The sequence below is a fragment of the Pseudomonas sp. KB_15 genome (assembly GCF_052114525.1).
In the GTDB taxonomy this organism is placed as follows: domain Bacteria; phylum Pseudomonadota; class Gammaproteobacteria; order Pseudomonadales; family Pseudomonadaceae; genus Aquipseudomonas.
In genome coordinates, this window is record NZ_JBFREX010000002.1 from 168059 (window position 1) to 194261 (window position 26203).

22 protein-coding genes are annotated in these 26203 nt (G+C 61.0%); 6 read left to right on the forward strand and 16 right to left on the reverse strand.

The annotated features are described in order from the left end of the window. Positions 1-38: 38 nt before the first annotated feature. Together waaA and AB4Z35_RS03220 are read right to left on the reverse strand one after the other, a co-directional pair. A complete protein-coding gene (gene waaA, locus AB4Z35_RS03215) occupies positions 39-1316 on the reverse strand; it encodes a lipid IV(A) 3-deoxy-D-manno-octulosonic acid transferase (RefSeq protein ID WP_442096007.1) in 1278 nt (425 codons plus the stop codon). Positions 1317-1327: 11 nt separating this feature from the next. Continuing rightward, positions 1328-2230: a LysR family transcriptional regulator gene (locus AB4Z35_RS03220; protein ID WP_177413774.1), complete on the reverse strand. Its 903-nt coding sequence runs from the start codon at positions 2228-2230 to the stop codon at positions 1328-1330. Between the two features lie 103 nt (positions 2231-2333). Between AB4Z35_RS03220 and AB4Z35_RS03225 the strand changes: the two genes are divergently transcribed. The 4 genes from AB4Z35_RS03225 to AB4Z35_RS03240 all read left to right on the forward strand — a co-directional run bounded on the left by AB4Z35_RS03225 (position 2334) and on the right by AB4Z35_RS03240 (position 5848). After that, positions 2334-2666: a DMT family transporter gene (locus AB4Z35_RS03225; protein WP_007996562.1), complete on the forward strand. Its 333-nt coding sequence runs from the start codon at positions 2334-2336 to the stop codon at positions 2664-2666. A gap of 199 nt (positions 2667-2865) precedes the next feature. Continuing rightward, complete coding sequence (locus AB4Z35_RS03230; protein ID WP_442096008.1) at positions 2866-4041, forward strand: NAD(P)/FAD-dependent oxidoreductase; 1176 nt, start codon at positions 2866-2868, stop codon at positions 4039-4041. Beyond that, positions 4038-4850, forward strand: a complete 813-nt coding sequence (locus AB4Z35_RS03235) for an aldo/keto reductase (RefSeq protein WP_116262964.1) — start codon at positions 4038-4040, stop codon at positions 4848-4850. The genes AB4Z35_RS03230 and AB4Z35_RS03235 overlap by 4 nt, the downstream gene beginning before the upstream one ends. 32 nt (positions 4851-4882) lie before the next feature. Then, positions 4883-5848, forward strand: coding sequence for a metal ABC transporter ATPase (locus AB4Z35_RS03240; RefSeq protein ID WP_442096009.1), 966 nt, complete (start codon positions 4883-4885; stop codon positions 5846-5848). A 164-nt stretch (positions 5849-6012) separates the two neighbouring features. Here AB4Z35_RS03240 and hldE read toward each other — a convergent pair whose 3' ends face one another. Then, positions 6013-7437 (reverse strand): bifunctional D-glycero-beta-D-manno-heptose-7-phosphate kinase/D-glycero-beta-D-manno-heptose 1-phosphate adenylyltransferase HldE, encoded by a 1425-nt coding sequence (gene hldE, locus AB4Z35_RS03245; protein ID WP_007991528.1) that lies wholly within the window; start codon positions 7435-7437, stop codon positions 6013-6015. Positions 7438-7610: 173 nt separating this feature from the next. Then, on the reverse strand, positions 7611-9413 hold the full coding sequence (gene msbA / locus AB4Z35_RS03250) for a lipid A export permease/ATP-binding protein MsbA (RefSeq protein ID WP_442096010.1): 1803 nt from the start codon (positions 9411-9413) through the stop codon (positions 7611-7613). Between the two features lie 154 nt (positions 9414-9567). Between msbA and AB4Z35_RS03255 the strand changes: the two genes are divergently transcribed. Then, positions 9568-11433: an O-antigen ligase family protein gene (locus AB4Z35_RS03255; protein ID WP_442096011.1), complete on the forward strand. Its 1866-nt coding sequence runs from the start codon at positions 9568-9570 to the stop codon at positions 11431-11433. Then, positions 11430-12653 (forward strand): acyltransferase family protein, encoded by a 1224-nt coding sequence (locus AB4Z35_RS03260; RefSeq protein ID WP_442096012.1) that lies wholly within the window; start codon positions 11430-11432, stop codon positions 12651-12653. The genes AB4Z35_RS03255 and AB4Z35_RS03260 overlap by 4 nt, the downstream gene beginning before the upstream one ends. Positions 12654-12722: 69 nt before the next feature. Here the strand turns inward: AB4Z35_RS03260 and AB4Z35_RS03265 are convergent, their stop codons facing one another. The 12 genes from AB4Z35_RS03265 to waaC form a co-directional block, all read right to left on the reverse strand. Beyond that, the gene (locus tag AB4Z35_RS03265; RefSeq protein ID WP_007996573.1) at positions 12723-13607 is read right to left on the reverse strand and encodes a glycosyltransferase; all 885 of its coding nucleotides are present in this window, start codon (positions 13605-13607) and stop codon (positions 12723-12725) included. After that, positions 13604-14758: a glycosyltransferase family 4 protein gene (locus AB4Z35_RS03270; protein ID WP_442096013.1), complete on the reverse strand. Its 1155-nt coding sequence runs from the start codon at positions 14756-14758 to the stop codon at positions 13604-13606. The genes AB4Z35_RS03265 and AB4Z35_RS03270 overlap by 4 nt, the downstream gene beginning before the upstream one ends. Continuing rightward, positions 14755-16197 (reverse strand): PIG-L deacetylase family protein, encoded by a 1443-nt coding sequence (locus tag AB4Z35_RS03275; protein WP_442096014.1) that lies wholly within the window; start codon positions 16195-16197, stop codon positions 14755-14757. Before AB4Z35_RS03275 ends, AB4Z35_RS03270 begins: the two co-directional genes overlap by 4 nt. Positions 16198-16205: 8 nt before the next feature. Beyond that, positions 16206-17102, reverse strand: coding sequence for an antimicrobial resistance protein Mig-14 (locus AB4Z35_RS03280; protein WP_442096015.1), 897 nt, complete (start codon positions 17100-17102; stop codon positions 16206-16208). Then, positions 17102-18232, reverse strand: a complete 1131-nt coding sequence (locus AB4Z35_RS03285; RefSeq protein WP_442096016.1) for a glycosyltransferase — start codon at positions 18230-18232, stop codon at positions 17102-17104. The genes AB4Z35_RS03280 and AB4Z35_RS03285 overlap by 1 nt, the downstream gene beginning before the upstream one ends. After that, positions 18216-19973 carry a carbamoyltransferase family protein gene (locus AB4Z35_RS03290; protein WP_442096017.1) on the reverse strand — a complete coding sequence of 586 codons (1758 nt, stop codon included), beginning with the start codon at positions 19971-19973 and terminating at the stop codon, positions 18216-18218. Before AB4Z35_RS03290 ends, AB4Z35_RS03285 begins: the two co-directional genes overlap by 17 nt. 305 nt (positions 19974-20278) lie before the next feature. After that, on the reverse strand, positions 20279-21730 hold the full coding sequence (locus AB4Z35_RS03295; RefSeq protein ID WP_442096018.1) for a lipopolysaccharide kinase InaA family protein: 1452 nt from the start codon (positions 21728-21730) through the stop codon (positions 20279-20281). Then, positions 21730-22482: a lipopolysaccharide kinase InaA family protein gene (locus AB4Z35_RS03300; RefSeq protein ID WP_442096019.1), complete on the reverse strand. Its 753-nt coding sequence runs from the start codon at positions 22480-22482 to the stop codon at positions 21730-21732. Before AB4Z35_RS03300 ends, AB4Z35_RS03295 begins: the two co-directional genes overlap by 1 nt. Next, positions 22479-23213, reverse strand: coding sequence for a lipopolysaccharide kinase InaA family protein (locus AB4Z35_RS03305; RefSeq protein WP_442096020.1), 735 nt, complete (start codon positions 23211-23213; stop codon positions 22479-22481). The genes AB4Z35_RS03300 and AB4Z35_RS03305 overlap by 4 nt, the downstream gene beginning before the upstream one ends. Then, on the reverse strand, positions 23213-24019 hold the full coding sequence (gene rfaP, locus AB4Z35_RS03310; RefSeq protein WP_442096021.1) for a lipopolysaccharide core heptose(I) kinase RfaP: 807 nt from the start codon (positions 24017-24019) through the stop codon (positions 23213-23215). Before rfaP ends, AB4Z35_RS03305 begins: the two co-directional genes overlap by 1 nt. Beyond that, positions 24020-25141: a glycosyltransferase family 4 protein gene (locus AB4Z35_RS03315; RefSeq protein ID WP_007996588.1), complete on the reverse strand. Its 1122-nt coding sequence runs from the start codon at positions 25139-25141 to the stop codon at positions 24020-24022. Continuing rightward, positions 25141-26202: a lipopolysaccharide heptosyltransferase I gene (gene waaC / locus AB4Z35_RS03320; protein ID WP_442096022.1), complete on the reverse strand. Its 1062-nt coding sequence runs from the start codon at positions 26200-26202 to the stop codon at positions 25141-25143. The genes AB4Z35_RS03315 and waaC overlap by 1 nt, the downstream gene beginning before the upstream one ends. Position 26203 lies beyond the last annotated feature (1 nt).

The window sequence follows — 26203 nt, forward strand, 5'->3', positions numbered from 1 at the left end:
CGACGATTCGACTTGCTCGCGAATGAAGGCAGCACGGCCTATCGGTCGATCAACCGCCCCAACCCGTCCAGCAACCGCTGCAACGCACCCTGATTGGCGCGCATCACATTCAACCCGGCCTCTGCCATGCGCTGCGCATCAAGCGGCAGTTCAAACAACCGCTGCACCGCCACCGCCAGGCCTTCGGCATCCTCCACTTCCTGCAACGCCCCGGCACTGCGCAACTGCGCGGCGATTTCGAGGAAGTTGAAAAGATGCGGCCCGCTCAGCACCGGTTTGGCCAGGGCCGCCGGCTCCAGCAGGTTATGCCCGCCATTCGGCACCAGGCTGCCGCCGACAAAAGCACTGTCAGCCAGGGCGTAGAGAAACAGCAACTCGCCCATGGTGTCGCCAAGCAGCACTGAAGTATTCGCACTGACCGCATCGCCGCTGGAACGCCGGACCGTGGCGAACCCTTGTTGCAGGCACAACCCGTACACCGAATTGAAGCGTTCCGGATGACGCGGTACCAGAATCAGCAAGGCATCGGGGTGACTGTCCAGCAACTGACGATGGGCCGTCAGCACCACCTCGTCTTCGCCGTCATGGGTACTGGCCGCGATCCACACCGGTCGCTCCAGCGCCTGCCATTGCCCGCGCAATTGGCTGGCGCGCTCAAGCAGTTGCGGGTCGATGGTCAGGTCGAACTTGATCGAACCGGTCACTTCGACGGTTTCCGCCCGCGCGCCCAGGTCGCGCAAGCGTCGGGCTTCGGCTTCGGTCTGCACCGCGAACAGGCTCATCTCGGCCAGCATCGGCTGGGTCAGCCTGGGGAACCGGCCGTAGCCCCTGGCCGAACGCTCGGACAGCCGCGCATTGGCCAACGCCACAGGGATCCCGCGTTTGGCACACTGATGGATATGGTTGGGCCACAGCTCGGTTTCCATGATCACCGCCAGTTTCGGCCGGACCCGATCGAGGAAGCGCCGGGCAGCGCAAGGCAGGTCGTAAGGCAAATAACAGTGTTGGATGCGCGGCTCATTGGCGAACAGTGCCAGGATGCGCTCCGAACCGGTCGGCGTCATGCAGGTCACGGTGATCGGCAGATCCGGGTAGCGCGCCAGCAAGGCGCGGATCATCGGCGCGGCAGCAATGCTTTCGCCCACCGAGACGGCGTGCACCCAGATGCCGCCCGGTTTCATCACCGGCATCCCGTAGGAGAAGCGCTCGCCGATGCGCCTGGCATACGCCGGCGCCTTGCGCGCGCGCAGCCAAAGCCGAATCGCTACCAGTGGCAGCCCCAGATAAAACAGCGCGGTGTAGAGAGTTCTATTCATGGCGGCGGAGTTTATCGGCTTTTTTCACCAATCGCCTGCAAGTGCACGGCAAAACGTTCGGCGAGCCAGCGCGCGGCCGGACCGAGCGGTTCATCCCTGCGCCATACCAGCTCCACCACCAGGGCTGGCGGGGTCCATTCGCTGACCAGTTCGACCATCTGATTCTGATAGGTCGGGTACTGCACCACGTGGCGTGGCAGCCAGGCCCAGCCGAGGCCACGCACCAGCCATTCGGCCATCACATAGAAACTGTCGGCGCGCCAGACTTGCGGGCTGGCGGGATCACTGCCGGGATAAATGCTCGACTCCGTGGACATCAGCAACTGCCGATGCTGTGCCAGTTGTTGGCCGTCCACTGCGCCTTTGCGCGCCAACGGATGATCCTTGCCGCACACCGTGACCATTTCCACGCTGCCCAGCACCCGCCGCTCAAGTGCCTCTGGAATCTGATCGTGAAAGAACAGCAGCCCCAGATCCGCGCGCCGTTCCACCAGCTTGCGCGCGACATCGCCTTGGGCGGCGCTGGTCAGTTGCACTTCAAGGCTGGGGAATTTTTCCGCCAGGGCCTCGAAGCTTTCGATGATCGGCTGATAAGGCATCGCTTCATCCTGCGCCACACGCAGTCGTGCCTCCTGACCGCGCATCATCGCCAACGCCCGGCCATTGAGCCGTTCGCACTGGCGCAACACCTCCCGCGCTTCGTCCAGCAAAGCCGTGCCGGCTTCAGTGAGCTTCGGTTGACGGCCGCTGCTGCGGTCGAACAGGCTGACGCCCAGGTCTTCCTCCAGCAACGCTATCGAACTGCTGACCGCCGACTGCGCCTTGCGCTGATCCCGCGCCACGGCAGAAAACGATCGCTGCTCCGCTACGCTGACAAACAACCGCAACTGCTCCAGATTCCATTGCATGCTCATGGATCAACCCATCTTTCAAATAGATAGGTAATGACTTTACCGCATCTGGCGAATCACTAGAATGCCGACCTCAGAGAGCAACACTTCACACGAGGATTGACCCATGACCGCTTACTACTACCTGGCCATAGCCATCTGCGCCGAAGTGATTGCGACTGTTTCGATGAAAGCCGTCAAAGGCCTCAGTACCCCGCTGCCACTGGTGCTGGTCATCCTCGGCTACGGGATTGCCTTCTGGATGCTGACCCTGGTGGTGCGCAGCGTTCCCGTGGGTGTGGCGTACGCCGTGTGGGCCGGCATGGGGATCGTGATGGTCAGCGTCGCGGCGCTGTTTATCTATGGGCAGAAGCTGGACGTACCAGCGATGCTGGGGATGGCGTTGATTGTGTTGGGCGTCGTGGTCATCCAGCTTTTCTCCAATACTGCCGGCCACTAAAATTAGAAACCCGATCCATTGTGGGAGCGGGCTTGCTCGCGATGGCGGCATGGCATTCAGCATCAATGTTGACTGACCCACCGCTATCGCGAGCAGGCTCGCTCCCACAGGATTTGCGTCCGCCACATTGATCACCAACAAATCCACTCTTCTTCGAGTCTGTATACTGCGCCCTCGTCTTGAACACAGAGGTCGCTGCATGCCATCCGTTATTTCCACCGACGTTCTGATTGTCGGCGCTGGTGTCGCCGGCCTCTGGCTGAATGCGCGCCTGCGCCGCCAGGGTTTTTCGACCGTGCTGGTGGAAAGCGCCAGCCTCGGCGGCGGGCAGAGCGTGAAGTCCCAGGGCATCATCCACGGCGGCGCCAAATACGCGCTGCATGGCGCCCTGACCGGCGCCTCGGAAGCCATCGCCGACATGCCGCGCCGCTGGCGTGAAGCCCTGGCCGGTGACGGCGAGCTGGATCTGTCCGGCGTTCGCCTGCTGTCCGAAGCCCATTACCTGTGGTCCCCCGGCACCCTCGCCGGCAACCTCACCAGTTTCTTTGCCAGCAAAGCCGTGCGCGGCCGCGTCGATCAGGTCAAGGGCGAGCAATTGCCGCCAGCCCTGCAGGACAAGCGCTTCAAGGGCAAGGTCTATCGCCTGGCGGAACTGGTGGTCGATGTGCCAAGCCTGATCCAGCGCCTGGCCGATCTGGCGGGAGACGGTTTGCTTGCCGGGCAGAAAATCGAACCGTTGCTCGAAGGTGGCGTGCTGCTGGGCCTGAAGGTGGATGAGCGCGAAATCCGCGCCCAACGCATCGTCCTGAGCGCCGGCGCCGGAACCGCAGCATTGCTTGAAGCACTGGGCCTGGACCAGCCCGCCATGCAGCGTCGCCCGTTGCACATGATCATCGCCAAGGGGCCGAGCCTCAAACCGCTATACGCCCACTGCCTGGGTGGCGGTACCAAGCCGCGCATCACCGTGACCACGCACCCGGCGGCGGATGGCCAATGGGTCTGGTACCTGGGCGGCGATATCGCGGAATCCGAAGGCGTGGCCCGTGAGCCCAACGAGCAAATCGCCACCGCACAGAAAGAACTCGGCCAATTGCTGCCCTGGATCGACCTGAGCACGGTGCAATGGGCGACCCTGCGCGTGGATCGCGCCGAACCGCTGCAATCGGGGCTGACGCGTCCCGACAACGCCTTTGTTGCCGAAGAAGGCCGCCTGCTGGTGGGCTGGCCGACCAAACTCGCCCTGGCGCCAGACTTCGCCGACCGGGTCATCGCCAGCCTGGCCCGCGACGGCATCCAGCCAAGTCACCCGGCAGCGCTGCCTGATCTGCCGAAGCCGCCGATGGGCGTACCTGCCTGGGAGCAACTGCTGCCATGAGCCAACCGACCCTGCACGACTTGCATCGCCCGCTGGGCAGCACCGGCCTGCTGGTTTCGCCCCTGGGCCTGGGCACGGTAAAACTGGGCCGCGACCAAGGGGTGAAGTACCCCAACGGCTTCCGGATTCCCGATGACGATGAAGCCCGCATGCTGCTCAAACTCGCCCGCGACCTGGGCATCAACCTGATCGACACCGCCCCGGCCTATGGTCGCAGCGAAGAACGCCTCGGCCCATTGCTGCGCCGTCAGCGTCAGGAGTGGGTGATTGTCAGCAAGGTCGGCGAAGAGTTTGTCGACGGCCAGTCCCGTCACGATTTCAGCGCTGCACACACGCGAATGTCGGTGGAACGCAGCCTGCAACGCCTGGAAACGGACTTCATCGATCTGGTGCTGGTGCACTCCGATGGTAACGACCTGGCGATCCTCAATGACTGCGAAGTCTACGCCACCCTCGCCGAGCTCAAGGCCGAAGGCAAGATTCGCGGTTTCGGCTTTTCCGGCAAAACCGTCGACGGCGGCCTGAAGGCGCTGGAGCAAGGCGACTGCGCGATGGTCACCTACAATCTGAACGAACAAAACGAGAAGGCCGTCATTGACTATGCTGCTGCACACGGCAAAGCCATTCTGGTCAAAAAAGCCCTCGCCAGTGGTCATGCATGCCTGAGTCCGGGCATCGATCCGGTGCGCGCCAGCTTCGAGCTTTTGTTTGAACATCCGGGTGTTGCCAGTGCTATTGTCGGGACCATCAACCCGCTGCACCTCGCCCACAATGTCGCGACCGTTGCCCAGGTCCTACGTAGCCACTGATGCCGCCCACGCGGCCTTAAGCAGGAGCCGACATGTCGCGTACGCTCATCAGAAAGAACCCGAGCAACTTCAAGACCCTGCCGTTATTCGTCGAAGCGACTCCCGAAGGCCTGGCTTATCAGAGCGTCGGCAGGCCGCTGAATTTCTCCCAGACCCTGCAACGTCGTCGCCCGGTGACGGTCGGCGACAGCGAACGGTTTGCCCTGGAGCTGGCCAATCTCGGGGTTTCGGTGCGCCTTACCCTGCATTGGCAAAATCGCGACTATTGGGTGCTGGTGCGCCAACGCCGGCAAGACCGCGGCGATGTGGTGCTCAAGCTGATTTCCGGGTACGTGCCGGCCCATGAGCTGAACCTGCCACTGCACACGGCGATCCAGGAGATTGCCGAAGAATGCCTGCTGGAAACCCCGGAAGGCTGGCTCGGCGGGCGGTTCAATGACACCTGGCTGCCGGCGCCCTACTCGGCCGCCCTGCATTACCGTGAAGCGCTGCCGTTTCGTTTGTCGCCACTGTCCGGCTCGGCGCGGCCGGTACGTTGCGCCAACCTGATGCTGATTGAGCGTCCGCGGGCTTACGTGCATTTGCCGACGGCGTCGCTGCAACTGATCTATGACTTGCGCCTGGACGTTCCCAAGGACGCCAAATCCCTGAGCCTGTTCCATGTCGATGAAAGACTGGAAGGCGATCAACTTGTCGCCCGCCTCGACCGCAAGCGCCCCGATCTGTACTTGATGCCCTTGCAGGACGGCCACCCGATGGCTGAGCTCTACACCTTGAAAAAGGATCAGCTGTACCCGGCCAGCACGCGCGGGCTGTACCTGGCCGAGAGCTTTGCCCGGCAGGAAGGCTGGCTGGTGAGGGATGAGCGAATTCGCTGGAAAGACTGGGTGAGGCAGCAGGGTTTGACACCACCCGGGAAGGATTCGGGGCTGGCGCGGTTGCGCGGGAAGGCGAAGCAATTGCTGAAGAGGATGGTGCCGCGCAAGGCGGCACGATAGGAAGATCACGTGGATTCTTGTGGCGAGGGGGCTTGCCCCCGTTCGGCTGCGAAGCAGTCGCATATTCATCGTATGCGATGTTTCAGGCACATCACGATTGCAGGCTTTAGGGTCGCTTCGCGACCCAACGGGGGCTAGCCCCCTCGCCACAAAAAGCCCGAGTGTTACTCGGACTTGCGGATCTTCTCGACAATCGCGGTGGTCGAGCTGTTTTCCACCAGCCCCAGCACTTTCACGGTACCGCCGTAGGCTGTCACGATGTCCGCGCCGACGACCTGGTCGATCCCGTAGTCGCCGCCCTTGACCAGCACGTCCGGTTTGATCGCGCTCAGCAGGTTTTCCGGGGTACCCTCCGGGAAACTGATGACCCAGTCCACCGCTCCCAGACCGGCCAGCACCGCCATGCGCCGGTCGACGCTGTTGATCGGACGGCCCGGCCCTTTCAGGCGGCTGACCGATGCATCGTCGTTGATCGCCACGATCAGGCGATCGCCCTGGGCCCGTGCCTGTTCCAGATAGGTCACGTGGCCTGCATGCAGGATGTCGAAGCAACCGTTGGTGAAGACAATCCGTTCGTTATGCGCGCGCGCATCATCGACCGCCAGCAACAGCTGCTCAAGCCCCAGCACACCGCGCTCGGAACCCTCCGCGCGTTGAATCGCACGACGCAGCTCCGGCGCACTGATGGCCGCCGTACCGAGCTTGCCGACCACGATACCAGCCGCCAGGTTGGCCAGGGCCACCGCGTGGGGCAGTTCTTCGCCAGCGGCAATCGCGGCCGCCAGGGTGGAAATCACCGTGTCGCCGGCGCCGGTTACGTCAAACACTTCACGGGCGCGAGCCGGCAAGTGCAGCGCCGGGTGATCCGGACGCAGCAGGGTCATGCCATGCTCGCCACGGGTCACCAGCAAGGCACCGAGGTCCAGGTCGTGCATCAGCTGCGCGCCCTTGCTCACCAGTTCGTGCTCATCGGCGCAACCACCGACGATGGTTTCGAATTCGTTGAGGTTTGGCGTGATCAGGCTCGCACCACGGTAGATCGAGAAATCCTTGCCCTTGGGATCGGCCAGCACCGGAATGCCACGGGCACGGGCGGCCTGGATCAGCGCCTGATGGTTTTTCAGCGCGCCTTTGCCGTAGTCGGACAGCACCAGCACCTTGATGCCTTCAAGCAACTCATCGACTTGCGCCGCCAACGCCAGGGCGTCGGTGGCGAAAGGCTCTTCGAAGTCGATACGCAGCAGTTGCTGGTGACGGCTCATGACCCGCAGCTTGACGATGGTCGGCTGGTGCGCAATGCGCTGGAAGATGGCCCGCACGCCAGCGCCCTTGAGGCTGTTGACCAGGCTGTTGGCGGCTTCATCGTCGCCGGTTACGCCGACCAGCGAGGCCGGAGCCCCCAGGGCAGCAATGTTCAAGGCAACGTTGGCAGCACCGCCCGGGCGGTCCTCGATGTGATCGACCTTGACCACCGGCACCGGCGCCTCAGGAGAAATCCGTGAGGTACCACCATGCCAGTAACGGTCGAGCATGACATCGCCGACCACCAAGACAGGGGCTTGATCGAATCGCGGCATGGACAACTTCATGGTGCAACCCACATACAGAATGAACAGGGGCGCGATATTAACACAGGGTTGGTGTCGGCTTGTGCGGTGGCTGCAACCGGATGATTCGCCGGGTTTTATTGCTCATTTTTTGAGCAAAAAACCCGCCAGACGACACCCGTGCGAAGGGGCGAGCCAGGCTCGCCCCTTCGGGGTCAGGCGATGTCTTCGGCCGGGGCGTCGAGGCCCATCGCGTTGAGGCGCGAGTAGTAGCCGTTTTGCGCCAGCAGTTGATCATGGGTGCCGCGCTCGACGATTTTCCCCTGATCCATGACCAGGATCAGGTCAGCTTTCTCGATGGTCGACAAGCGGTGAGCGATCACCAGCGTGGTGCGACCTTTCATGACCTGATCCAGCGCTGCCTGAATATGCCGCTCGGACTCGGTATCGAGTGCCGATGTCGCCTCATCGAGAATCAGCAGCGGAGCATTCTTCAACAGTGCCCGGGCAATCGCCAGGCGCTGGCGCTGGCCACCGGACAACAGCACGCCGTTTTCCCCGACCTGGGTGTCCAGGCCGTCGGGCAATTGCGCAATGAAATCCATCGCGTAGGCATCTTTGGCCGCTTTTTCAATGTCTTCACGGGGGGCACCGGCCAGGTCGCCATAAGCGATGTTGTTGGCCACGGTGTCGCTGAACAGGGTCACGTGCTGGGTCACCTGGGCGATATGCCGACGCAGGTTCAACAGCTTGTACTGTTCCACTTCGACGCCATCGATGAGGATCTCGCCCTTGTCATGGTGATAGAAACGCGGAATCAGGTTGGCCAGGGTCGACTTGCCGCTACCCGAACGCCCCACCAGCGCCACCATTTGCCCGGGTTCGACCGAGAAACTGATGTCATTGAGCACCTGACGCTCGGTGTCAGGGTAGGTGAAGCTGAGGTTGCGCACGTCCAGGCGACCGCTGACCACATCACGTTCGACGGTGCCGGTATCGACTTCAGGCTCGACGTCCAGTTGCTCGAAGATACTTTCGGCACCGGCCACCCCCTTCTGGATGGTCGAGCTGACTTCGGACAGCTGGCGAATCGGCTTGGGCAGCAGGCCGGCCAGGGTGATATAGGCCACCATGTCACCGGCGGACGCATCGCCGCGCAGGAACAGCACCAGGAACATCAGCACGGCCATGGCGGTGTAGATCACCAATTGCAGCAGCGGCGTGTAGATGGCACCGGTGCGGGTCATGCGCAGTTGCTTGTCGGTATTGCCCTGGCTGGCGTCGAAGAAGCGTTTTTCTTCATAGGCTTCACCGCCGAAGCTGCGCACTACGCGATAGCCCTGGATGGTCTCCGAGGCCACGTGTGTCACGTCCCCCATGGCCAGCTGGATTTTCTTGCTCTGCTTGCGGAATTTCTTGCTGGCCGTGCGCACCATGATGGCAATCAGCGGCAGGATGGCGACCATGACCAGCGTCAGGCGCCAATTCATGAACAGCAGCGAGGCGAACAGGAAGATCACTGTCATGCCTTCACGAATAACGACCTTGATCGCATCTGTTGCCGCCCCCGTGACCATGGTCACGTTGAAGGTGATACGTGAAATCAGATGCCCCGAGTTATGCTTGTCGAAATACCGGTTTGGCAATACCAGCAGGTTGTTGAACAACTGGACCCGCAAGTCATGGACCAGGCCCAGGGAAACCTTGGCCAGGAAATAGTTGCCCAGATACGACCCCAATCCCTGCCACGCAGCGATCAAGATGATCAACAACGGCACCGCCTGCAGCAGTTGCAGGTCGCGCAGGTAGGGCACGGTTGGAAACAGTGCCGCTTCAGGGTTGGACAGACCGTCGACGAAGTACTTGAGGATGTAGCCCAGCATTGGCTGCGTCGAAGCGAAAATCAGAAAACCGACGATGCTGATCAGAAACAGGCTGATGTACGGCCGGACATAGCCGAGCAGGCGGAAGTAGATTTTCAAGCTTGATGGGCTTGCGGAGAGACTGGAGTCGGTCATATCACGCGAATGTCGATGAAAAGGACGCTGACTTTAGCACAGCTTCCTCAGGGTTCTGGCAATCGCATACAGTCTGTGTATTGTGGCGCGTCAAATAGCCACCTGCTGTCCCTGCCTTGGTACGGTCGCTCAATTCAGGAATAAGTTACTCAGCATGCAATTAAACGCTTTGAACAGCACGTCCAATAGGATCTTCGATTTCATTTGTCTGTGGATCCTTCCGCTCGGTTATCTATTGCTGCTTTGTGCGCTGTTTTTCCTGCCAGGGCGCAGTGTCCTTCACAAGCTTTACTATGGCCTGTTCAGCATTCCGGCACTGATTGCCCTGTGCCTGCGTCCACGACTCAGCAAAGAATTGCTGCACGAACCGGTCGTCATTGCAGTCCTGCTGTTTTTGGCATGGGCACTGCTCAGCCTGCGCTGGGGGCCGGGCGACGGTATTGACTTTGGTCAGTTCAAACCACCATTGCATACCCTGTTTCTGTTCGTTGGCTGCTACCTGCTGGTGCGCTATCGCAGCGAAATCATTCAGCCCCTGCTGTTCTGCGCTGCGATGGTCGCGCTGATCGCTTCCGTCTACAACCTGTACAGGTTCGGCCAGACCTACCAACCGGAAATGCGCCTGATCGGTGTAGGCGCGTTCGACAATCCACTACTCAGCTCCCACGTTTTCGGCTTTTTCTGTACCTACTGGCTGAGCCTGAGCATGACCTGCAAGCGACGCCAGGTACTTTGGTTGAGCATACCGGCGATGGCAATCATGTTCGCCACAGTGCTGGCCACCGGTTCCAGGACCCCACTGGTTGCGTTGACACTGGCTGCACTATGGCTGTGCTTCATCTGCTGGAACCGACGCTCGGTCTTCATGCTTGGCTCCATGTTCATCGCGGGAACGGCGACGTTCGTGCTGTTTGCACACAAAATCTTCGAAAGAGGCAGCTCCTTCCGTATCGAGCTCTGGCAGTTGACCCTGGACAAGATTGCTGAACATCCATGGATCGGACACGGCTACAACGCCGAGCTGACTCTGGACCCAGGTGTCGGCTACCCCTTTGAGGAACCCCATAGCTTTGTCCTGGGCGTGCTCTACTACGTCGGCATTATCGGTCTGCTGCCATGGCTGTTTTTTCTCGCGTGGGGCTTCATCAGTAGCCGGCGCCATCGCGTGCAACCGCTGTTTATCATTGCCTCAGCCTGGCTGGCCTTCGGTATCGGCGCGAGCCTGACTGAAGGTGGCGGGATTATCTCTCGCCCCAAGGAGCACTGGTTCCTGCTGTGGATCCCCTTGGCACTGATTGCCGCACTGAGCATCAATCAGCGGGCCAGACGCCTGCTGGACATGCCGATCAAGACCATGACACCAAGTGCCCTGCAACTACTGATTGCCGAGGCCCGGATCATCGAAGAAGACGGTTTGGGCCCTAAAGTCCTGCGCCTGAACGATGGCAGCTTCCTCAAGCTGTTCCGCCGCCGCCGCTGGTACACCTCGGGCAGCTTCACCCCTTATTCCGAGCGCTTTGCCGCCAACAGTGTTCAGTTGCGCAACATGGGCATCCCCACACCGCACATCCTCGACCTCTACCGGTTCGAAGACGGCAGCACCGCTGTGCACTACTCTCCGTTGCCGGGCAACACGCTGCGCCAGATCCTGCAAGGCATCACCGCCCCGGCGGTGCGCCAGGCACTCGTGGAACGTTTCGGCAAGTTCATGGCTCAATTGCATCAGCAAGGGGTCTACTTCCGCTCCCTGCACCTGGGTAATGTGCTGGTGCTGGAGGACGGCGAGTTTGGCCTGATCGACCTGGCCGACCTGCGAATATACCCTTCATCATTGAGCCCTTCCCTGCGTCGGCGGAATCTGCGCCACATGCAGCGCTACGCAGAAGATCGGCACTGGCTGTTCGAGGATCACTTCGAAGCGCTGCTGCAGGGATACGCCGCGACGGCTTCGAAAGCCGACGTGGATAATTTGCACAGGCAAGTGCTGGCCGGGAGCCCTCCGGTCCAGGCTCACCGATGAAAGAAACCAACCCGCTTATCGCGATGACGGCCTACCTGCTCGCCATCGCGACCGCTGCGCTGCTGTTGCGCACCGTACCGAGCATCAGCCGACAGCTGGAGCACTCTGGTGAAAGCCGCTATGCCGGCATCGACGGCTTGCGCGGGTACCTGGCCTTCGGCGTGTTCGTGCACCACGCAATCATTACCTGGATCTTCCTGCAAACCGGCGTGATCGATTTTCCGCCGAGCAATTTCTATTCGCAGCTCGGCCAAGGCAGCGTTGCCCTGTTTTTCATGATCACCGGCTTTCTGTTCTGGGACCGCTTGCTCACCCACGGACAGAAACACGATTGGTTGGCGTTTGCGGTATCGCGGCTGTTTCGCCTCTACCCGCTCTATCTGCCGCTGATGTTGGCCGTGTTTGTCACCGTGTTCTATCTGCAAGACTGGGAACTCAAGGATCCCGCGACCCAGCTCATTGGCCAGACCCTGGCCTGGCTGACCTTCGACCGGCCGGACGTCAACCAGTACCATCAGACCGGCATGTTGATCTCCAATGTTACCTGGACGCTGAGTTACGAGGTGTTTTTCTACCTGGCCCTGCCACTGGTCACCATGGTGTTCATTTATCGCGGCGGCTGGATGTCGACGGTGCTGTGCCTGGTGGGCATCTATGCCCTTTACGAGGTGGTCGGCTGGGAACACTCGCTGAAAAAGCACTACATGGCCAGTTTCCTCGGCGGCATCGCTGCGGCGTACTGGATTCGCCGGCCACAATGGGTCGCCTGGAGCCTGTCTCCGCTGGCGGGCATCATCGCCCTGCTCGCATTGGCGATCGCCTTCACGGCATTCAACCGCGCATTCAACCTGGGAGCATTGCTGCTGCTTTCACTGTTTTTTGTGATCGTGGCGTCTGGCAATACCTTGTTCGGCGCCCTGAAGCCACACAGCATCCGCTGGCTGGGGGAAATCAGCTACAGCACGTATTTGCTGCACGGTTTCGTGCTTTGGGTACTGGTACAGCGACTGCCACTGCTATTGCATCTCGACAGTCGGGAAGCCTGGGTCTTCCTGCCGTTGCTGGCAGTGTGCAGCTGCCTGCTGATCATCATCAGCAGCCTGACTTACCTGTATATCGAAAAACCCGGGATCGACGCCGGCAAGAAAACCCTGCACTGGCTACGCCAAAACAGGAATGCCCGCAAAGAGCTCTCGGAGAATATGGTTCAACAACCCTGAGCAATCGCCGGGGCAGGTCCCGCGGATCTGTCATGCCGTCCCGATATCCATTTGAGTCCCGCCTGCGGCTCAGTCTTTCTCCAACCGTGAGAAATACATCCGGCCCAGCCCACGCCAGGTCTTCTTGTTCCAGGCCTTGAACGGAATCTGCGCCAGCAACTCCCGCGCCAGCTTGCGATCACGGTTGGCGGTCTTGAGGAACATGGAATTGAGAAACTTGTAGCGCACCTCGTCATACAGCGGGTGATCGCTGAATAGCGCGTAGGTACGCAGGATGCTGTCGATCATGAAGCGGTGGTTCTTGTAGGAGTTGGTGGCGTGCTTGCGATAGCGCGCCATCAACACGTTCAGACCATCGATGAAGTAACCGGCATGGGTCACCTTCAACTCGATCAGCAAGTCTTCCAGGCGAATGGTCGGGTCGAAACCGCCCACCTTGTCCAGCGCTTCGCGACGGATCATCAGGGTGGGTGCCGGAGGATAGGGCTTGCGCTCCAGGAACATGTCGTCAAAGTCCAGGCGGCGGAACGGGACATCCCGGCGCTGGCGCTTCTCGGGGTAGAGATTGCCATCGGCATCGATCAGCTCGATATTGCCGGCGCAAATGCCGACCTCGGGCTTGCCGTCCATATGAGCGACCTGCGTGGCGATCCGCTCCGGCAACATGATGTCATCCGAACCGAACGGCACGATCAGACTGCCCTTTGCCCGGGCAATCGCACCATTGAGAGTATTGGTCAGCCCCTGGTTCTCCTGAACCCGGAAGTCGAAACCATGGATGGCCTGCAACGCCTTGATCCGCTCGACGCTGTCGTCTTTCGAGCCATCGTCGACCACCAGCAACTCAATGTTCCGATAGGTCTGGTTGAGGACGCTGAGAATGCTTTCCTCGATGTAAGGGGCGTGGTTATACGACGCGATGATGACCGTGACGATGGGTTGCGCGTCGTTCATGGCTGTTCCTTGCGGGCCTGTTCCAGGCCGGAGTCGATCAGGTTCAGGTATTCCTGGCGGAATACCTCGATGTCATGGTGTTGTTGCAGATAACGGAAGGCCTGCTCGCCCCTGGCCTTGAGCTCGTCATCCGACAGCCCGAGGTAGGTGTCCAGCGCAGCCTGCAGCGTCGGCACATCTTTCGGCGTAATCGCCAGGCCACCGGCCCCCTCGATGAGCGGCAACATGGCCGGCACGTTCGAGGCAATCACCGGCAAATGCCCGCTCATGCCTTCAAGCAGCGCCAGCCCGAGGCCTTCGGCCAGGGATGGCATGGTCCAGATGTCGAAAGCGCGAATGTACTGCAGGGCGATTTCCTTGAACCCCAGCAAATGGGCACGACCGCTGAGGCCGAGGCGGTCGATTTCCGCAGCCAGGCGCGACTCTTCGCGACCGGCACCGATGATCGCCAGCTGGGTATTCGGGTATTTGTCCTTGAGCGCGGCAAAGGCCTGCAGCAAATAGATATGGCCTTTGACCGGCACCAGTCGCCCCAACGCACCGATCAGCCGCACCGACGGATCGATGCCCAGCATTTCACGGGCCTTTTCACGACTGTGTTGCAGGCCTTCGGCTTGCTCGATGTCGATGGCATTGGTGATGGCGTAGGTATTCTGGTCAGTGAAGCCACAGTCGCAATCCAGCAGATACTGTTTCACCGCAGGCGACACACCAACGAAGCGCCAGTGACGATCGATCAGGCGCTGGGTCTGGCGGCGCCGGTAAAAACGGTCGTACTCGCCAAAACCGTGGGAAATGCCGATGCACAGCGGCACTTTCAACCAGCGGTTGAGTGCCAGCATCATGTTGACCGGTTTGAAGCGGTTGCAGATCACCACATCGAATTTTTCCCGACGGCAGAACTGATACAGCCGCCACATGGCCCGCAGGCGCATGCCCTTGAGGGACTTGTCGGAAAATTCGAAGTACACCGAACGGTCGGCTCGGCTCACCGCTTCGCCCGGCCCGGGTTTGCCACGCAAAAACGCGGCAGTCACTTCATAGCGGTCACTGGGCAGGGCCTTGACGATTTGCTCCGCGAGGTCGGCGAAATCATGGGCTTTGACATTGTAGTCAGGCTGCAGCTGCAGGACCTTTAACCGCTGACTCATAACTCTCCCCGCTGAGAAACATTGCCTGGTGTGTGCTTGAGGGACCACAAAAGCTCGTGGCGCCGGACTGCCTTGCGAAAGAATTCGTTCTCGCCATAGGTGGGCGGCAACCGGCCGGCCAACAACCGTTGTATCAACCGACGCAAGCGACGCTTGAACGGCATCTGCGGTTGCAGGTCGTGCATCATGCCCAGCGCCATGGCTTTGTCTCGCTGTTGTTCCAGCGGTATCGGCAGGCAATAAGGCTGCATCGGTTGGGCCGCGTCGAAGGCCGGCGGCAAGGCGATGCCATCACCGGTATCGCCCATCGGCCAGCGGTCGTTGTCGTGCAAGTGGTTGGCATAGCCCAGCAGCGTGGTCGGTTGCCAGTCCAGGCCTTGCAAGGCTTCGAGGACTGCTGCCTGGGCGCAGATATGATCGGGATGCGGATCCAGGGTCGGGTGCGGCAGGACGATGACCTCGGGCCGGGCCCGCAGCAGCAACTCGCGCAGATCCGCCAGCAGATTGCTCCAGGTCGGCGCGCCATCGGCATCGCCCGGTAGCACGAAAGGATTCAACTGGCGGAACAGCCGGGTGTCACTCAGGTCGGCTTCCCGCGATCCCGCCGCCACGGCTGGCGCGGCCTGCATGCTCGCCAGTTGCAGACAGAAATAACCCAGCTGTACGCAGTGAGCCTCGGGCACACCGGCCCAACGCGGCACGGCAATGCTGTCCCAGGTACGCAGGCGGCCTTTCAAGCGGGCCGCATCGACCTTGTTCAGACCCATCTGCCGATAGTGTTCGGCTTCGATTTCACCGGCGGTCAGCGTGACGATCCAGGTTTCGTCGGCCTGGCTGTACAAACCGTAGGCCGCCAGCTCGGCGTCATCGGCGTGGGGCGCGATGACCATCACCCGCTGACGCCGGTAATCCGGATGCTCGAACGCCCACAGCACAGGCTCACCGAACACTCGACAGAAACGCCCTCGCAAGCGCAGGTCACCACGGGACAGCGCCTGGGCCTGACCACTGAGATTGAGGTAACGCAGGCCGTTCACGCCCCGCTCGAAGGTTTGCCGGTCAGGATTTTCGCCCCCCGCCAACTCGACCACCGGATCGATAAACCGTCCCAGCCAGGTGCTTTTTACCCGCAGGGCCAACACCAGCGTCGCGTCGTCGACCAGCATCACGCCTTCGTCCAGCCGCAAATGTTCACCGTTCAGGTGCACCTTGGGCTGTGGCGTGTAGGGGGGAAAGCTGTATTGGTAATCGTCTTTCGGTGAGTAGAACAGATGATCTGCAAACCAGGCTTCGTGGGCAATCCAGCCGAGAACCGCCAGCACCAGCGGCAACCACCAGGCCACCAGCACACCGATGACAATCAACAGCACCAGCGCAATCAACAGGCCGATACGTTTATTGCGCCGATGGCGCTTGAGCAGTTGCTGTTTGCGGCTCATGGCTTGGCTCATACGGTGAAAACCGGCACAGGGTTGCACCAGCGATCCTTGTATTCACGGTCGGCGCGCCCGAAGGAAAAGCGCAACGGCTTGTCCTGTGCCCGGGCATGTTCCCAGGCGCTTTGCGTATTGAGAAAACTCAGCACACTGCCGGGGCTGAACTCACGGGTTTCGGGATCGACCCCACCGTTGATGTACTCGACGCTGATCCAGTGCGGTGTTTCGACGCGGTACACCAGTTGAATCGCAATCGGTGCATCGTTGAGGAAAATCACCGAACCGATCAGCCACTCGCGCAGCAGCTCGATGACCTCGGCCATGCGTTCGGCGCCCGTCGCCGGGAAGCCCCAGCGGCGCTGGAACAGGACGCAGTAAATCGCCGCCAGATCGAAGCTGGAAAACTCGGACACCGGCCGCACCACGCCACCGGCCTCTTCAAGCAGGCGCAATTCGCGACGCTGGTTATAGCGAAATTTTTTCGACAGTTCTTCGGGTGTGCGAGCCATGGCCAGCTGCTCGGCCTGTAACCTGATGCCGGTGAACCGCCCCTCGTTCAACGCCGACAGATAGCGCCCGCGATGGCGCAAAGGCGCCTGGGCATCGGCAGCAGCCGGCAGGATGATCTCGGCGTTACCCAGATCGAACAGCCCTTTCTTGCCGCGACGCTTGAGTACGTCCTTGGACAAGGCAAGGTCGCGGCCCCAGGTCGGGATCGCCGCCTTGATCTCGTCAGCCTGCACCCAGGCCAGGTAACGCACAGGAATGTCGGCCAGTTTCGCCAGCCGCTCGACCACCATGGGATGAGTCGCGACGCTGCCGCCATAACGCTGCCAGGTTTCGGCGTAAGTCGAGGCGTCGACTACCGCCCAGCCACGCTCGCGCCAGCCTTGAAATCGGTTGAGCATCAGCCCCTCTGTGCCAGTTCGGTAACGTGCGGCAAGTGCCAGAAAGCATCGCGCACGGCGCGGTCGGAAAAGCGTTCGCGCAGGCGCTCAAGCATCAACTCGGCACACTGTCGGCGTTGCTGCTCATCCATGGCGGCCAAATGTTGCAGCCCCTTCGCCAGATGTTCGGCATCGCCCAACGGAAACAGGATACCCACGCCTTCGACCACTTCCTTCGCTCCGCCGCAGGCGGTGGCCAGCAACGGTACACCGGCGGCCATGGCCTCCAGCAGCACCATGCCGAACGGTTCGTGATCGGAACTCAGGGCGAACACATCGAAGGCGCGGAAGTAGTTGCGCGCATCCGGCACCTGCCCAAGAAACAGCACCCGGTCACCGATACCCAGTTCCCGGGCCAAAGCCTTGAGGTTTTCTTCCAGACGCCCTTTACCGAGAATGACCAGCTGGCTGTTGGCCGGCAACCCCGGCAACGCTTCGGCGAAACCGTGCAGCAGCGTGGCCTGGTCCTTGTCCGGATGCAGCCGTCCGACGTTGCCGACGATCCAGGCATCCGCCGCCAGACCGAGGGTTTCCCGGGCCTCGCGAGCCGACACCTGCGTGGCTTGCAAGGCATCGACGTCGATGCGGTTGTACAACGTCTGAATTCGCGAAGCCGGCCACTTCGGCAGGCAACTGCGCATGTCGTCGCGCACCGCGTCGGACACACCGAGCAGGCTCAAACGCTTGCGGAATATATGGGCGAACAGTTTGCGGCTGCCGCGCTTGTAGTCTTCAAACCCGTGATGCACGCCAATGACCGGCAACGACGTACCGAGCAAGGCGATATAGATCGGTTTGAAGCGGTGAGCGATGCAGAAACTGAAGTTGCGCGACACGGCGATCTTGCGCAGATCGCCGATGGCTCCCAGCTTCAGGCCACGAATGGCCTTGGAGCTGTACTCCATGAACAGCACTTCATCGGAGGCACAGCTCGCGGCGACTTCGGCATCGGCGACCCCGGTGAGGAACACCGTGGTCACTCGATAACCGGTCCCCGCGAACAGGCTGGCGTACTGTCGTGCGCAGTCCAGGAACGGCCCGTCATAGCCGTGGCAGAACTGCAGCACATGACGTTCAGCCGAACGTGTCATAGGCGTTCGCGCCCTCTTTGACCACCAGGATGTCTTCCATGATCAGATACTGTAGATCCGAACCGAAGAACATGTTCAGCGCATCGGTCGGCGAGCAGATCATCGGTTCGCCGCGACGGTTGAGCGAGGTATTGAGCGACACGCCGTTGCCGGTGAGCACTTCCAGCGCTTTCATCATGTCGTAGTAGCGCGGGTTGTATTCGCGCTTGAGCACCTGGGCACGGGAGGTGCCGTCTTCGTGGACGACTTCCGGCACGCGGGTTTTCCATTCTTCCGCCACTTCGAAGGTGAAGGTCATGAACGGAGCCGGGTGATCGATCTTGATCATCTGCGGCGCCACGGTGTCGAGCATCGACGGGCAGAAAGGCCTCCAGCGCTCGCGGAACTTGATCTGGTGGTTGATGCGATCCGCCACGCCCGGCACGCTCGGGCAGCCGATGATCGAGCGACCACCCAATGCACGCGGACCGAACTCCATGCGGCCCTGGAACCAGGCCACCGGGTTGCCGTCGACCATAATCTTGGCGATCTGCTCCGGCATGTTGTCGAGCTTGCGCCAGGTTGGCTGATTCTCGTGACGGGCGCACGCAGCGATAACATCTTCGTTGCTGTACGACGGGCCGAGGTAGACGTGTTCCATCTTCTCGACCGGTACGCCACGGGCGTGGGACACATAGGCTGCCGCGCCCACCGCGGTACCGGCGTCGCCGGATGCAGGCTGTACGAACAGCTCTTTGACGTCGTCGCGGGCAATGATTTTCTGGTTCAGCTTGACGTTCAACGCACAGCCACCAGCATAGGCCAGTTTGCCGGTTTCCTTGAGCACGTCGCCCAGGTAGTAGTCGATCATCTGCAGCGCAATTTTTTCGAACAGCGCTTGAATGCTCGCGGCGTAGTGGATGTAAGGCTCGTCGGCGATGTCGCCTTCGCGCTTGGGACCCAGCCACTCGATCAGCTTCGGCGAGAAGTAATAACCCTTGCCCTTCTCTTTATAGCGACGCAGGCCGATGACGTTGGCGTAGTCGGTGTTGATCACCAGCTCGCCGTTTTCGAACGAAGCCAGGCGCGAGAAATCGTATTTGCTGGCGTCGCCGTACGGCGCCATGCCCATGACCTTGAACTCACCGTCGAGCATATCGAAACCGAGGAACTCGGTGATCGCGCCGTACAGGCCGCCGAGGGAGTCCGGGTCGAAGAATTCCTTGATCTTGTGGATCTTGCCGTTTTCGCCATAACCGAAGAAGGTCGTGGCGTACTCGCCCTTGCCGTCGATGCCCAGGATCGCGGTTTTCTCTTTGAAACCGGAGCAGTGATAAGCGCTGGAGGCGTGGGCCAGGTGGTGTTCGACCGGCTCGATCTTGATCTTCTTCGGATCAAAACCCAGTTGCTCCAGGCACCAGACGATCTTGTTGCGATAGCGCTTGTAGCGACGGTTGCCCATCAGGATCGCGTCGAGTGCACGGTCCGGGGCGTACCAGTAACGCTTGGCGTACTGCCAGCGGGCCTTGCCGAACAGGCTGATCGGGGCGAATGGAATCGCTACTACGTCAACGTCGGACGGCTTGATACCGGCCTGTTCCAGGCAGAATTTCGCCGATTCGTAGGGCATGCGGTTCTTTGCATGTTTATCGCGTACGAAGCGCTCCTCTTCAGCCGCCGCGACCAGCTTGCCGTCGATATACAGGGCTGCGGAAGGATCATGGCTAAGGGCGCCGGACAGGCCAAGAATCGTCAATGCCACAGGGGTCTAGCCTCTTTAGTCTGCATACAGGCGCAAGCGCCTCAAAAATTAATGTGCCCTCGCAAGGGGCGAGAGACAGCTAAAGGGCGGGATTATAGCGTAAAAGCAGCGGCAAGCCTCTAGCCGCAAGAGGCAAGCTCTTGGGCGCCCATAAAATCCGGGACACTAGCCAATCATGGGTTGACGGGTAGTCCGCCATCGCGAGCAAGCTCGCTCCCACAGTGGTTCTCGGCCGCACACAAAATATGTGCGACATAGACCCACTGTAGGAGCGAGCTTGCTCGCGAAAGGACCAAAGGTCCGATTCAGGTCGCGCTGGAGAGGTCCTTGGGAAGACGCTGATCGATGACCTGATACAGCGCACTGCTTTCGGGCCAATTGCGCATGAACCGCGCGCGGTCCCTTGCGTACGCCGGGGCGAAGCTGCCGAGGGAGCCGTGCTGGCACATCGCGTCGAGGTCGATCAACGCCCAGCGATCCTGCTGCCAGAACAGGTTATGCCCCTTGAAGTCGCCATGGCTGATGCGTTCGCGAATCAACTCGGCAAACAGATGATCCAGCGCCGCCAGCTCGGCTTCCGGTGCATCGCCACGCTCAACATACGGCGCAAAACGTTCGATGATGTCCGGCCCCGGCAGATACTCGGTGATCAAGTAGGCACGGCTGCGCAGCCATAGAAAACGCATCTCCAGCAACGCCAGCGGCTTGGGCGTGGCAATCCCGAGGAACGCCAGGCGGTTGCCTTCACGCCATGAATGCCAGGCCCGGCTCGGGCGCCAGAAACGCTTGAGCCAGTGGGCAAAACCCTTGATGTTGTAGCGCTTGATCACCAGCGTACGGCCATCCACCTCGACCTTGCCAACGCTCGCCGCACCGCCGGTCTTGTACAGATGCCCCTGATCGAGCAAGGCGTCGGCCCGCTCCAGCACCGGCACCATCGACGACTCTTCCTCGCGGCGGATAGCCCGCAATCCGAAGGCCCCGCGCTGGACGCTGAACAGCGTGCACTCGCGGCCGACCTTGATCAGGAAGTCCTTGAGGCGCCAGCTGCGGACCTTGTCGATCTGCTTCTGCAACGCTTCCATGGGCAACGCGTGTTCGCCGTTGCTGAGCAGGTAATACACCAGCAACTCTTCAATGAAGGGTTCCAGCGACTTCGGCAACTGGGCGAAGAACACCCCGAGGTTTTCCAGGACTTTCTGCCGCGACAGCGGCTGCCCCGGTGTTTCGGAGCAAATCCCGGCGCCGTCGATCAAGTACAGTCGACCACGCTGACGCAGCAGGTTGTCCAGGTGCAGGTCTTCCTGCCACAGGCCCTTGCGATGCATCTGACCGATTGCGCCCAACGCCTCGGCCAGCACTGCCCCTTGCCCATCGGACAGTACCGGTTGCTGCTCAACCTGCTTCCAGGTATCACCCAGGCTTTCGGCGCCCTCCAGAAACTCGAACAGCAGCCAGCCACCCTCGCCTTCTTTCAGGCCATCGGCCAACAGTTGCGGCGTGGTCAATCCTTGAGCGGCAAGCAAGCGCACGCCGTCCAGTTCACGCTGGAAGTGCCGCGCAGCCTTGCTGCCGACCAGCAACTTGGCCAACACCGGCCGACCACGCCAGACACCAGCACCGACATAACGCTGCCCCGGCAACACCCGCAACAGGCTCAGCAGTTGTAAATCGGCGGGGCCGGCAGCATCGGCCAGCGATATGCTCAGCGGCAAAACCGGATTGCGGCCGGCGGACTTCAATTCAGACAATTGCATCAGCGCGGCCTCTTCTGGCTGCGCCGCGCCGTCAAGCGCTGCAGCCAGCTGTCGATCAATGAGCTTTCCTGCGGTTGATCCAGATAGGCGGCCAGTAATTCCCGCAGTTGCGACTCGCCCCACTCGGACGCACGGCGCGTCAGCGGTTCCAGGTCCTTGATTCGGTCACGCTGCCCGTACAGCAGCGGCCGGGTCTTTTCCAGGTCGATCAATTGCGCCTGATAGCCATTGCCGGTGGCGCGCATGAAAATGTGCTTGGGATAGAAGCAACCGTGCACCTGTCGTGCAGCGTGCAGATGCCGGGCCAGCTCACCACTGGCCCTGAGGATTTCCGAGTGCTGCTCGGGGCTCAATTCATCCCAGCGCTGCAACAGCGAGTCGAGGTCGTCCCAACCATCCAGGGCACGGGTCAGCAGGATCGCCCGGACTTCGCCATCGACCTTGCGCTCACCGTAAAAAACCGCTTCCAGCGCCGGAATCCCCAGTTTCTGGTAGTGGGAGATGTTGCGAAACTCGCGTGCAAAACTTGGCTCGCCGAACGGGGCGCGCAAGGTGCGGGTCAGGTAATTGCTTTGGCGTTTGAGGTAGAAACCATGACCTTCCAGATCCAGCCGAAACACGCTGCTCCAGCCGCCGCGACCGGTGTTGGGTTCATCCACCGCATCGAGCTGCTTGGCCCAGAGTGCCTCGAACGTGCCGAGACCATGGCGCTCAAGCAGCGCACGGTCCTCAGCAGCCAGAAAATCAGTCATTCGCGCCCCTCGAAAAATCTCACCACGTGCCGGATGCGTTTTTTGTCCGCAGCATTAAGCCGGGTCCGGTTGCGGTATTGCAGGTAAAAGCGCAGGCGCTGGGTCGCCGACAGTTGATACTTGGCGACCTTGTCCAGGCACGCCAGATCCTTGGTGATGCGGTACTTGAGCCAGAAGCCGCGCCAGAAATCGCCATTGGGGCAGTCGATCAAAAACACTCGAGCCTCATCGTCGATCAGCAAGTTGCGCCACTTCAAATCGTTATGAGTGAAGCGGTGGTCGTGCATGGTCCGGGTGTATTCAGCCAACTGACGACTGACAGTATCGACCCAGGCGCGATCCGAAAGTTTCGGGTCGCGTCGCTCGGCCAGCGCCGACAAGTCTTCGGTATTCGGCAGTTCCCGGGTAATCATCGCGCCGCGAGCGTAGGCCGCACCGCGCCGCTCCAGCCCCCAGGCCACCACTTCGGCGGTGGGGATGCCCCACTTGGCGAAACGCTTGAGGTTCTGCCATTCCATCTTCACCCGAGGCTTGCCGAGGTAACGACGCAAGCCTTTGCCGGCGCCCACATACCGTTTGACATAATAGTTGACGCCATTGCGCTCGACACGGATGACCTCCGAAAGCAGGTCACTGGTCAATTGCTCGCCCTGCAATGCAAACACAGCCTCGAGGCTGCCGAAGTCATCGGCCAGGTCGCTGTAGGCCGGTTCCAGTCTCCAACCCGACATCAGAGCGCATCCCCGTATCGCTGTTTACGCTCATAGAGCTTGTTGGCCTTGCCGTCGAGCCACGCCAGCAAAGCCGCCTCTTCACTCAGGATCTGACGCAGCGGCTGCTGGAAATAGCCTTTGAGGAAACGCAGCTTGTCGCGGCGGGTCAGGCCGATGTCCAGCGCCGAAAAGTACAGCGCGGCGAGGTCCTTGTTGCGCCAGCGCGAGGTGATCGCCGGGCGGGTCTGGGCGCGGTGCAGGTCGATCACCGAGAGTTTGAAGTCATCGGCGGTCACCGGCTTGTCGGTGTGCAGCAGGAAATGGCAGATGTAGCAGTCGCGGTGGTTGACACCGGCGCGGTGCATCATGCCGGTCATGCGTGCGACTTCGGCGATCAGCGCGCGCTTGAGTCTTGGCTCGGGCGGCTGCTTGATCCAGTTGATGCTGAAATCTTCGAGGCTGACCGTAGGCGCCAGCTCTTCGGTGACGATGAACGAGTGCTGGTCGGCCGGGTTGCTGCCCCTCTCGCCGTACGCCACGGCGGTCATGGTCGGCACGCCGACTTCCTGCAGGCGCTGGATGGCCCTCCACTCTTGACCCGCGCCCAGTACAGGAAGCTTGGCTGTAAGCAGGTTCTTGAAGATTTCGCCCCAGCCGATGCCACGGTGGATTTTCACGAAAAACCCGTTGCCGTCGACTTCCGTGCGTAATGTCCGGCGTGCTTCCAGCTCGCGGTACACCTCGCCCTCAAGCCCCTCGACTTCGGCGAACGGGTCGCGTCCGGCCCAGAGGCTTTTGAACGGTTCAGCCAGCATCAACTTCATTTAAGCGTGCTCCGCCAGAATCACATCGGCCGCGTGCTGCGGCATGCTGTAGAGGTCGGCCGTTTCGGCGAAGGCCAGACCATTGCGGCTCCAGGCCGCCCTTGCCAGAGCGTCGTTCAACATGCCGGTCAGATACTGTGTCAGTTGTGCCTGATCGAACGGTTCGTCCAGCACCAGGCCCGCATCGGCCTCGGCGATGTAGTGGGCGTAACCGCACACCGCGCTCACCAGCACCGGCAAGCCGGCCACCAGTGCTTCGAGCAGCACGGTGCCGGTATTTTCGTTGTACGCCGGGTGGATCAACAGATCGGCACCCAACAGAAAACGCGGGATATCGCTGCGTCCCTTGAGGAACGTAACGTTGTCGCCCAGCCCCAAGGTCGCACTCTGCATCTGGAATAACTTGGGGTCATCCTGGCCAATTACAAACAACCGGGTGCGCTTCTTCAACTCGGCAGGCAATGCCGCCAGTGCCTTGAGGCTGCGATCGACACCCTTGGTCTTGAACCCGGAGCCGATCTGCACCAGCAGCAGTTCGTCGTCCTTGAGGTCGAATTCCGCGCGGAACCCTGCACGAATTTCATCGGCATCGGCCGGCCGGCGACGATCCTGGGCAATGCCCGGCGGCAGCAGGTGGAAACGCTCCAGCGGCGTGTCGTAATGCTTGATGAACAACGGCTGCTGGACCTCGGAAATCATCAACACTTCGGTCTTGGCGTCCTTGGCGAACACCGCCCGCTCGTATTCGGCGAAGTGGCGATAGCGGCCCCAGCGGCGATACAGCGAATTGCGCAGGTTCTGCGCCTTGTCTTCGAAGCAGCCATCGGCGGCGTAGTAGACGTCCAGGCCCGGCATCTTGTTGAAGCCGATCAGGCGATCGACCGGGCGCTTGGCCAGGTCCGCTTCCATCCACTCGCTGAGCTTTTCGTTGCGCCGATGGTTGAAGAACGCCTTGACCGGCGCCACCAGCACTTCGAAGCCCGGCGGCACGTCGCCCTCCCAGATCAGCGTGTAGACACGAATCTGATGGCCGCGCTTCTGGCATTCGAGGGCGATGCGCATGAAATCGCGCTGCAGGCCGCCGAACGGGAAATATTTGTACAGGACAAATGCCAATTGCATCAGCGCAGCTCCTCAGCCAGTAACAACGTGCTCAGTCGGCTGGCGACACGCTCGGGATTCAGTCGCGTGAAGCACAATGGCCACTCGCGCTTCAGGTCAAACTGACGGGCATCTTCGGCCGTCGGTTGGTAAGTGCATTTCTTTTGCAGGCACGGCGCACAGGGGAAGTCGCTGGCCAGGTGAATCTGCGATTTGCCATAGGCACCGGTCAGGCCCGGATTGGTCGGGCCGAACAGCGACAGCGTCGGCACATCCAGCGCAGCGGCCAGATGACCAAGACCGGTGTCCACGGCCACGCAGGCTTGCGCGCCGGCCAGCACCTTGCCGACACCCGCCAGATTCAATTTTGGCAACACTTCGGCGTGCTTGAAATCCGCGGCGATGCGCTCGGCGCGGGCTTTCTCCAGGGCATTGCCCCAAGGCAACTTCACCCCTACGCCAAGGTAACCGACCCGCTCGGTCAGCTCGCGCCAATAGGCTTCAGGCCAGTGCTTGGTATCCCAGGTGGTGCCATGCAGAAACACCACGTAAGGATTCTTGCGCGGCAATTCCACCAGGCGCTCGACATTCAAACCGTAGTCGCCCAGGCCATTGGGCAAGTCATAGCCCAAAGCGATAGCGAACAACTGACGCACTCGCTCCACCGCGTGCTGCCCGCGGGCAACAGCCAGACGTCGATTGTAAAAGCGCGCCGCGATGGGCTCGCGCGCCGAGCTCTTATCGAGGCCGGCCACCGGAGCCTTGACGTAACGGGTCAGCCAGGCGCTTTTCAGCAAGCCCTGGGCGTCGATCACCAAGTCGTATTTCGTGGCGCGAACGCTTTGTTTGAAGCGCTTCCATTCACCGCTCTTGATGGTCTGCCAGATGTTTTTGCGCCAGCGACGGATCGCCACTGGAATCACTTTGCCCACCGCCGGATGCCAGGTCGGGATCTCGGCAAAGCCTTCTTCCACCACCCAGTCGAATTTGATGCCGGGAATCGCCCGCGCTGCGTCGGTCAACGCCGGCAACGCGTGAATGACATCGCCCAGCGAAGAAGTCTTGATCAACAGAACCCGCAAG

Excerpts from the sequence above, each read along its gene's own strand:
- AB4Z35_RS03230 (WP_442096008.1), top strand. The coding sequence starts at position 2,866 with ATGCCATCCGTTATTTCCACCGACGTTCTGATTGTCGGCGCTGGTGTC.
- AB4Z35_RS03305 (WP_442096020.1), bottom strand. The coding sequence starts at position 23,213 with ATGTCGGGTTGGAGACTGGAACCGGCCTACAGCGACCTGGCCGATGAC.
- AB4Z35_RS03300 (WP_442096019.1), bottom strand. The coding sequence starts at position 22,482 with ATGACTGATTTTCTGGCTGCTGAGGACCGTGCGCTGCTTGAGCGCCAT.
- waaA (WP_442096007.1), bottom strand. The coding sequence starts at position 1,316 with ATGAATAGAACTCTCTACACCGCGCTGTTTTATCTGGGGCTGCCACTG.
- AB4Z35_RS03225 (WP_007996562.1), top strand. The coding sequence starts at position 2,334 with ATGACCGCTTACTACTACCTGGCCATAGCCATCTGCGCCGAAGTGATT.
- AB4Z35_RS03235 (WP_116262964.1), top strand. The coding sequence starts at position 4,038 with ATGAGCCAACCGACCCTGCACGACTTGCATCGCCCGCTGGGCAGCACC.
- AB4Z35_RS03285 (WP_442096016.1), bottom strand. The coding sequence starts at position 18,232 with ATGACACGTTCGGCTGAACGTCATGTGCTGCAGTTCTGCCACGGCTAT.
- AB4Z35_RS03315 (WP_007996588.1), bottom strand. The coding sequence starts at position 25,141 with ATGCAATTGGCATTTGTCCTGTACAAATATTTCCCGTTCGGCGGCCTG.
- msbA (WP_442096010.1), bottom strand. The coding sequence starts at position 9,413 with ATGACCGACTCCAGTCTCTCCGCAAGCCCATCAAGCTTGAAAATCTAC.
- hldE (WP_007991528.1), bottom strand. The coding sequence starts at position 7,437 with ATGAAGTTGTCCATGCCGCGATTCGATCAAGCCCCTGTCTTGGTGGTC.
- AB4Z35_RS03270 (WP_442096013.1), bottom strand. The coding sequence starts at position 14,758 with ATGAGTCAGCGGTTAAAGGTCCTGCAGCTGCAGCCTGACTACAATGTC.
- AB4Z35_RS03280 (WP_442096015.1), bottom strand. The coding sequence starts at position 17,102 with ATGCTCAACCGATTTCAAGGCTGGCGCGAGCGTGGCTGGGCGGTAGTC.
- AB4Z35_RS03240 (WP_442096009.1), top strand. The coding sequence starts at position 4,883 with ATGTCGCGTACGCTCATCAGAAAGAACCCGAGCAACTTCAAGACCCTG.
- AB4Z35_RS03295 (WP_442096018.1), bottom strand. The coding sequence starts at position 21,730 with ATGCAATTGTCTGAATTGAAGTCCGCCGGCCGCAATCCGGTTTTGCCG.
- AB4Z35_RS03220 (WP_177413774.1), bottom strand. The coding sequence starts at position 2,230 with ATGAGCATGCAATGGAATCTGGAGCAGTTGCGGTTGTTTGTCAGCGTA.
- AB4Z35_RS03260 (WP_442096012.1), top strand. The coding sequence starts at position 11,430 with ATGAAAGAAACCAACCCGCTTATCGCGATGACGGCCTACCTGCTCGCC.
- AB4Z35_RS03255 (WP_442096011.1), top strand. The coding sequence starts at position 9,568 with ATGCAATTAAACGCTTTGAACAGCACGTCCAATAGGATCTTCGATTTC.
- rfaP (WP_442096021.1), bottom strand. The coding sequence starts at position 24,019 with ATGAAGTTGATGCTGGCTGAACCGTTCAAAAGCCTCTGGGCCGGACGC.
- AB4Z35_RS03275 (WP_442096014.1), bottom strand. The coding sequence starts at position 16,197 with ATGAGCCGCAAACAGCAACTGCTCAAGCGCCATCGGCGCAATAAACGT.
- AB4Z35_RS03265 (WP_007996573.1), bottom strand. The coding sequence starts at position 13,607 with ATGAACGACGCGCAACCCATCGTCACGGTCATCATCGCGTCGTATAAC.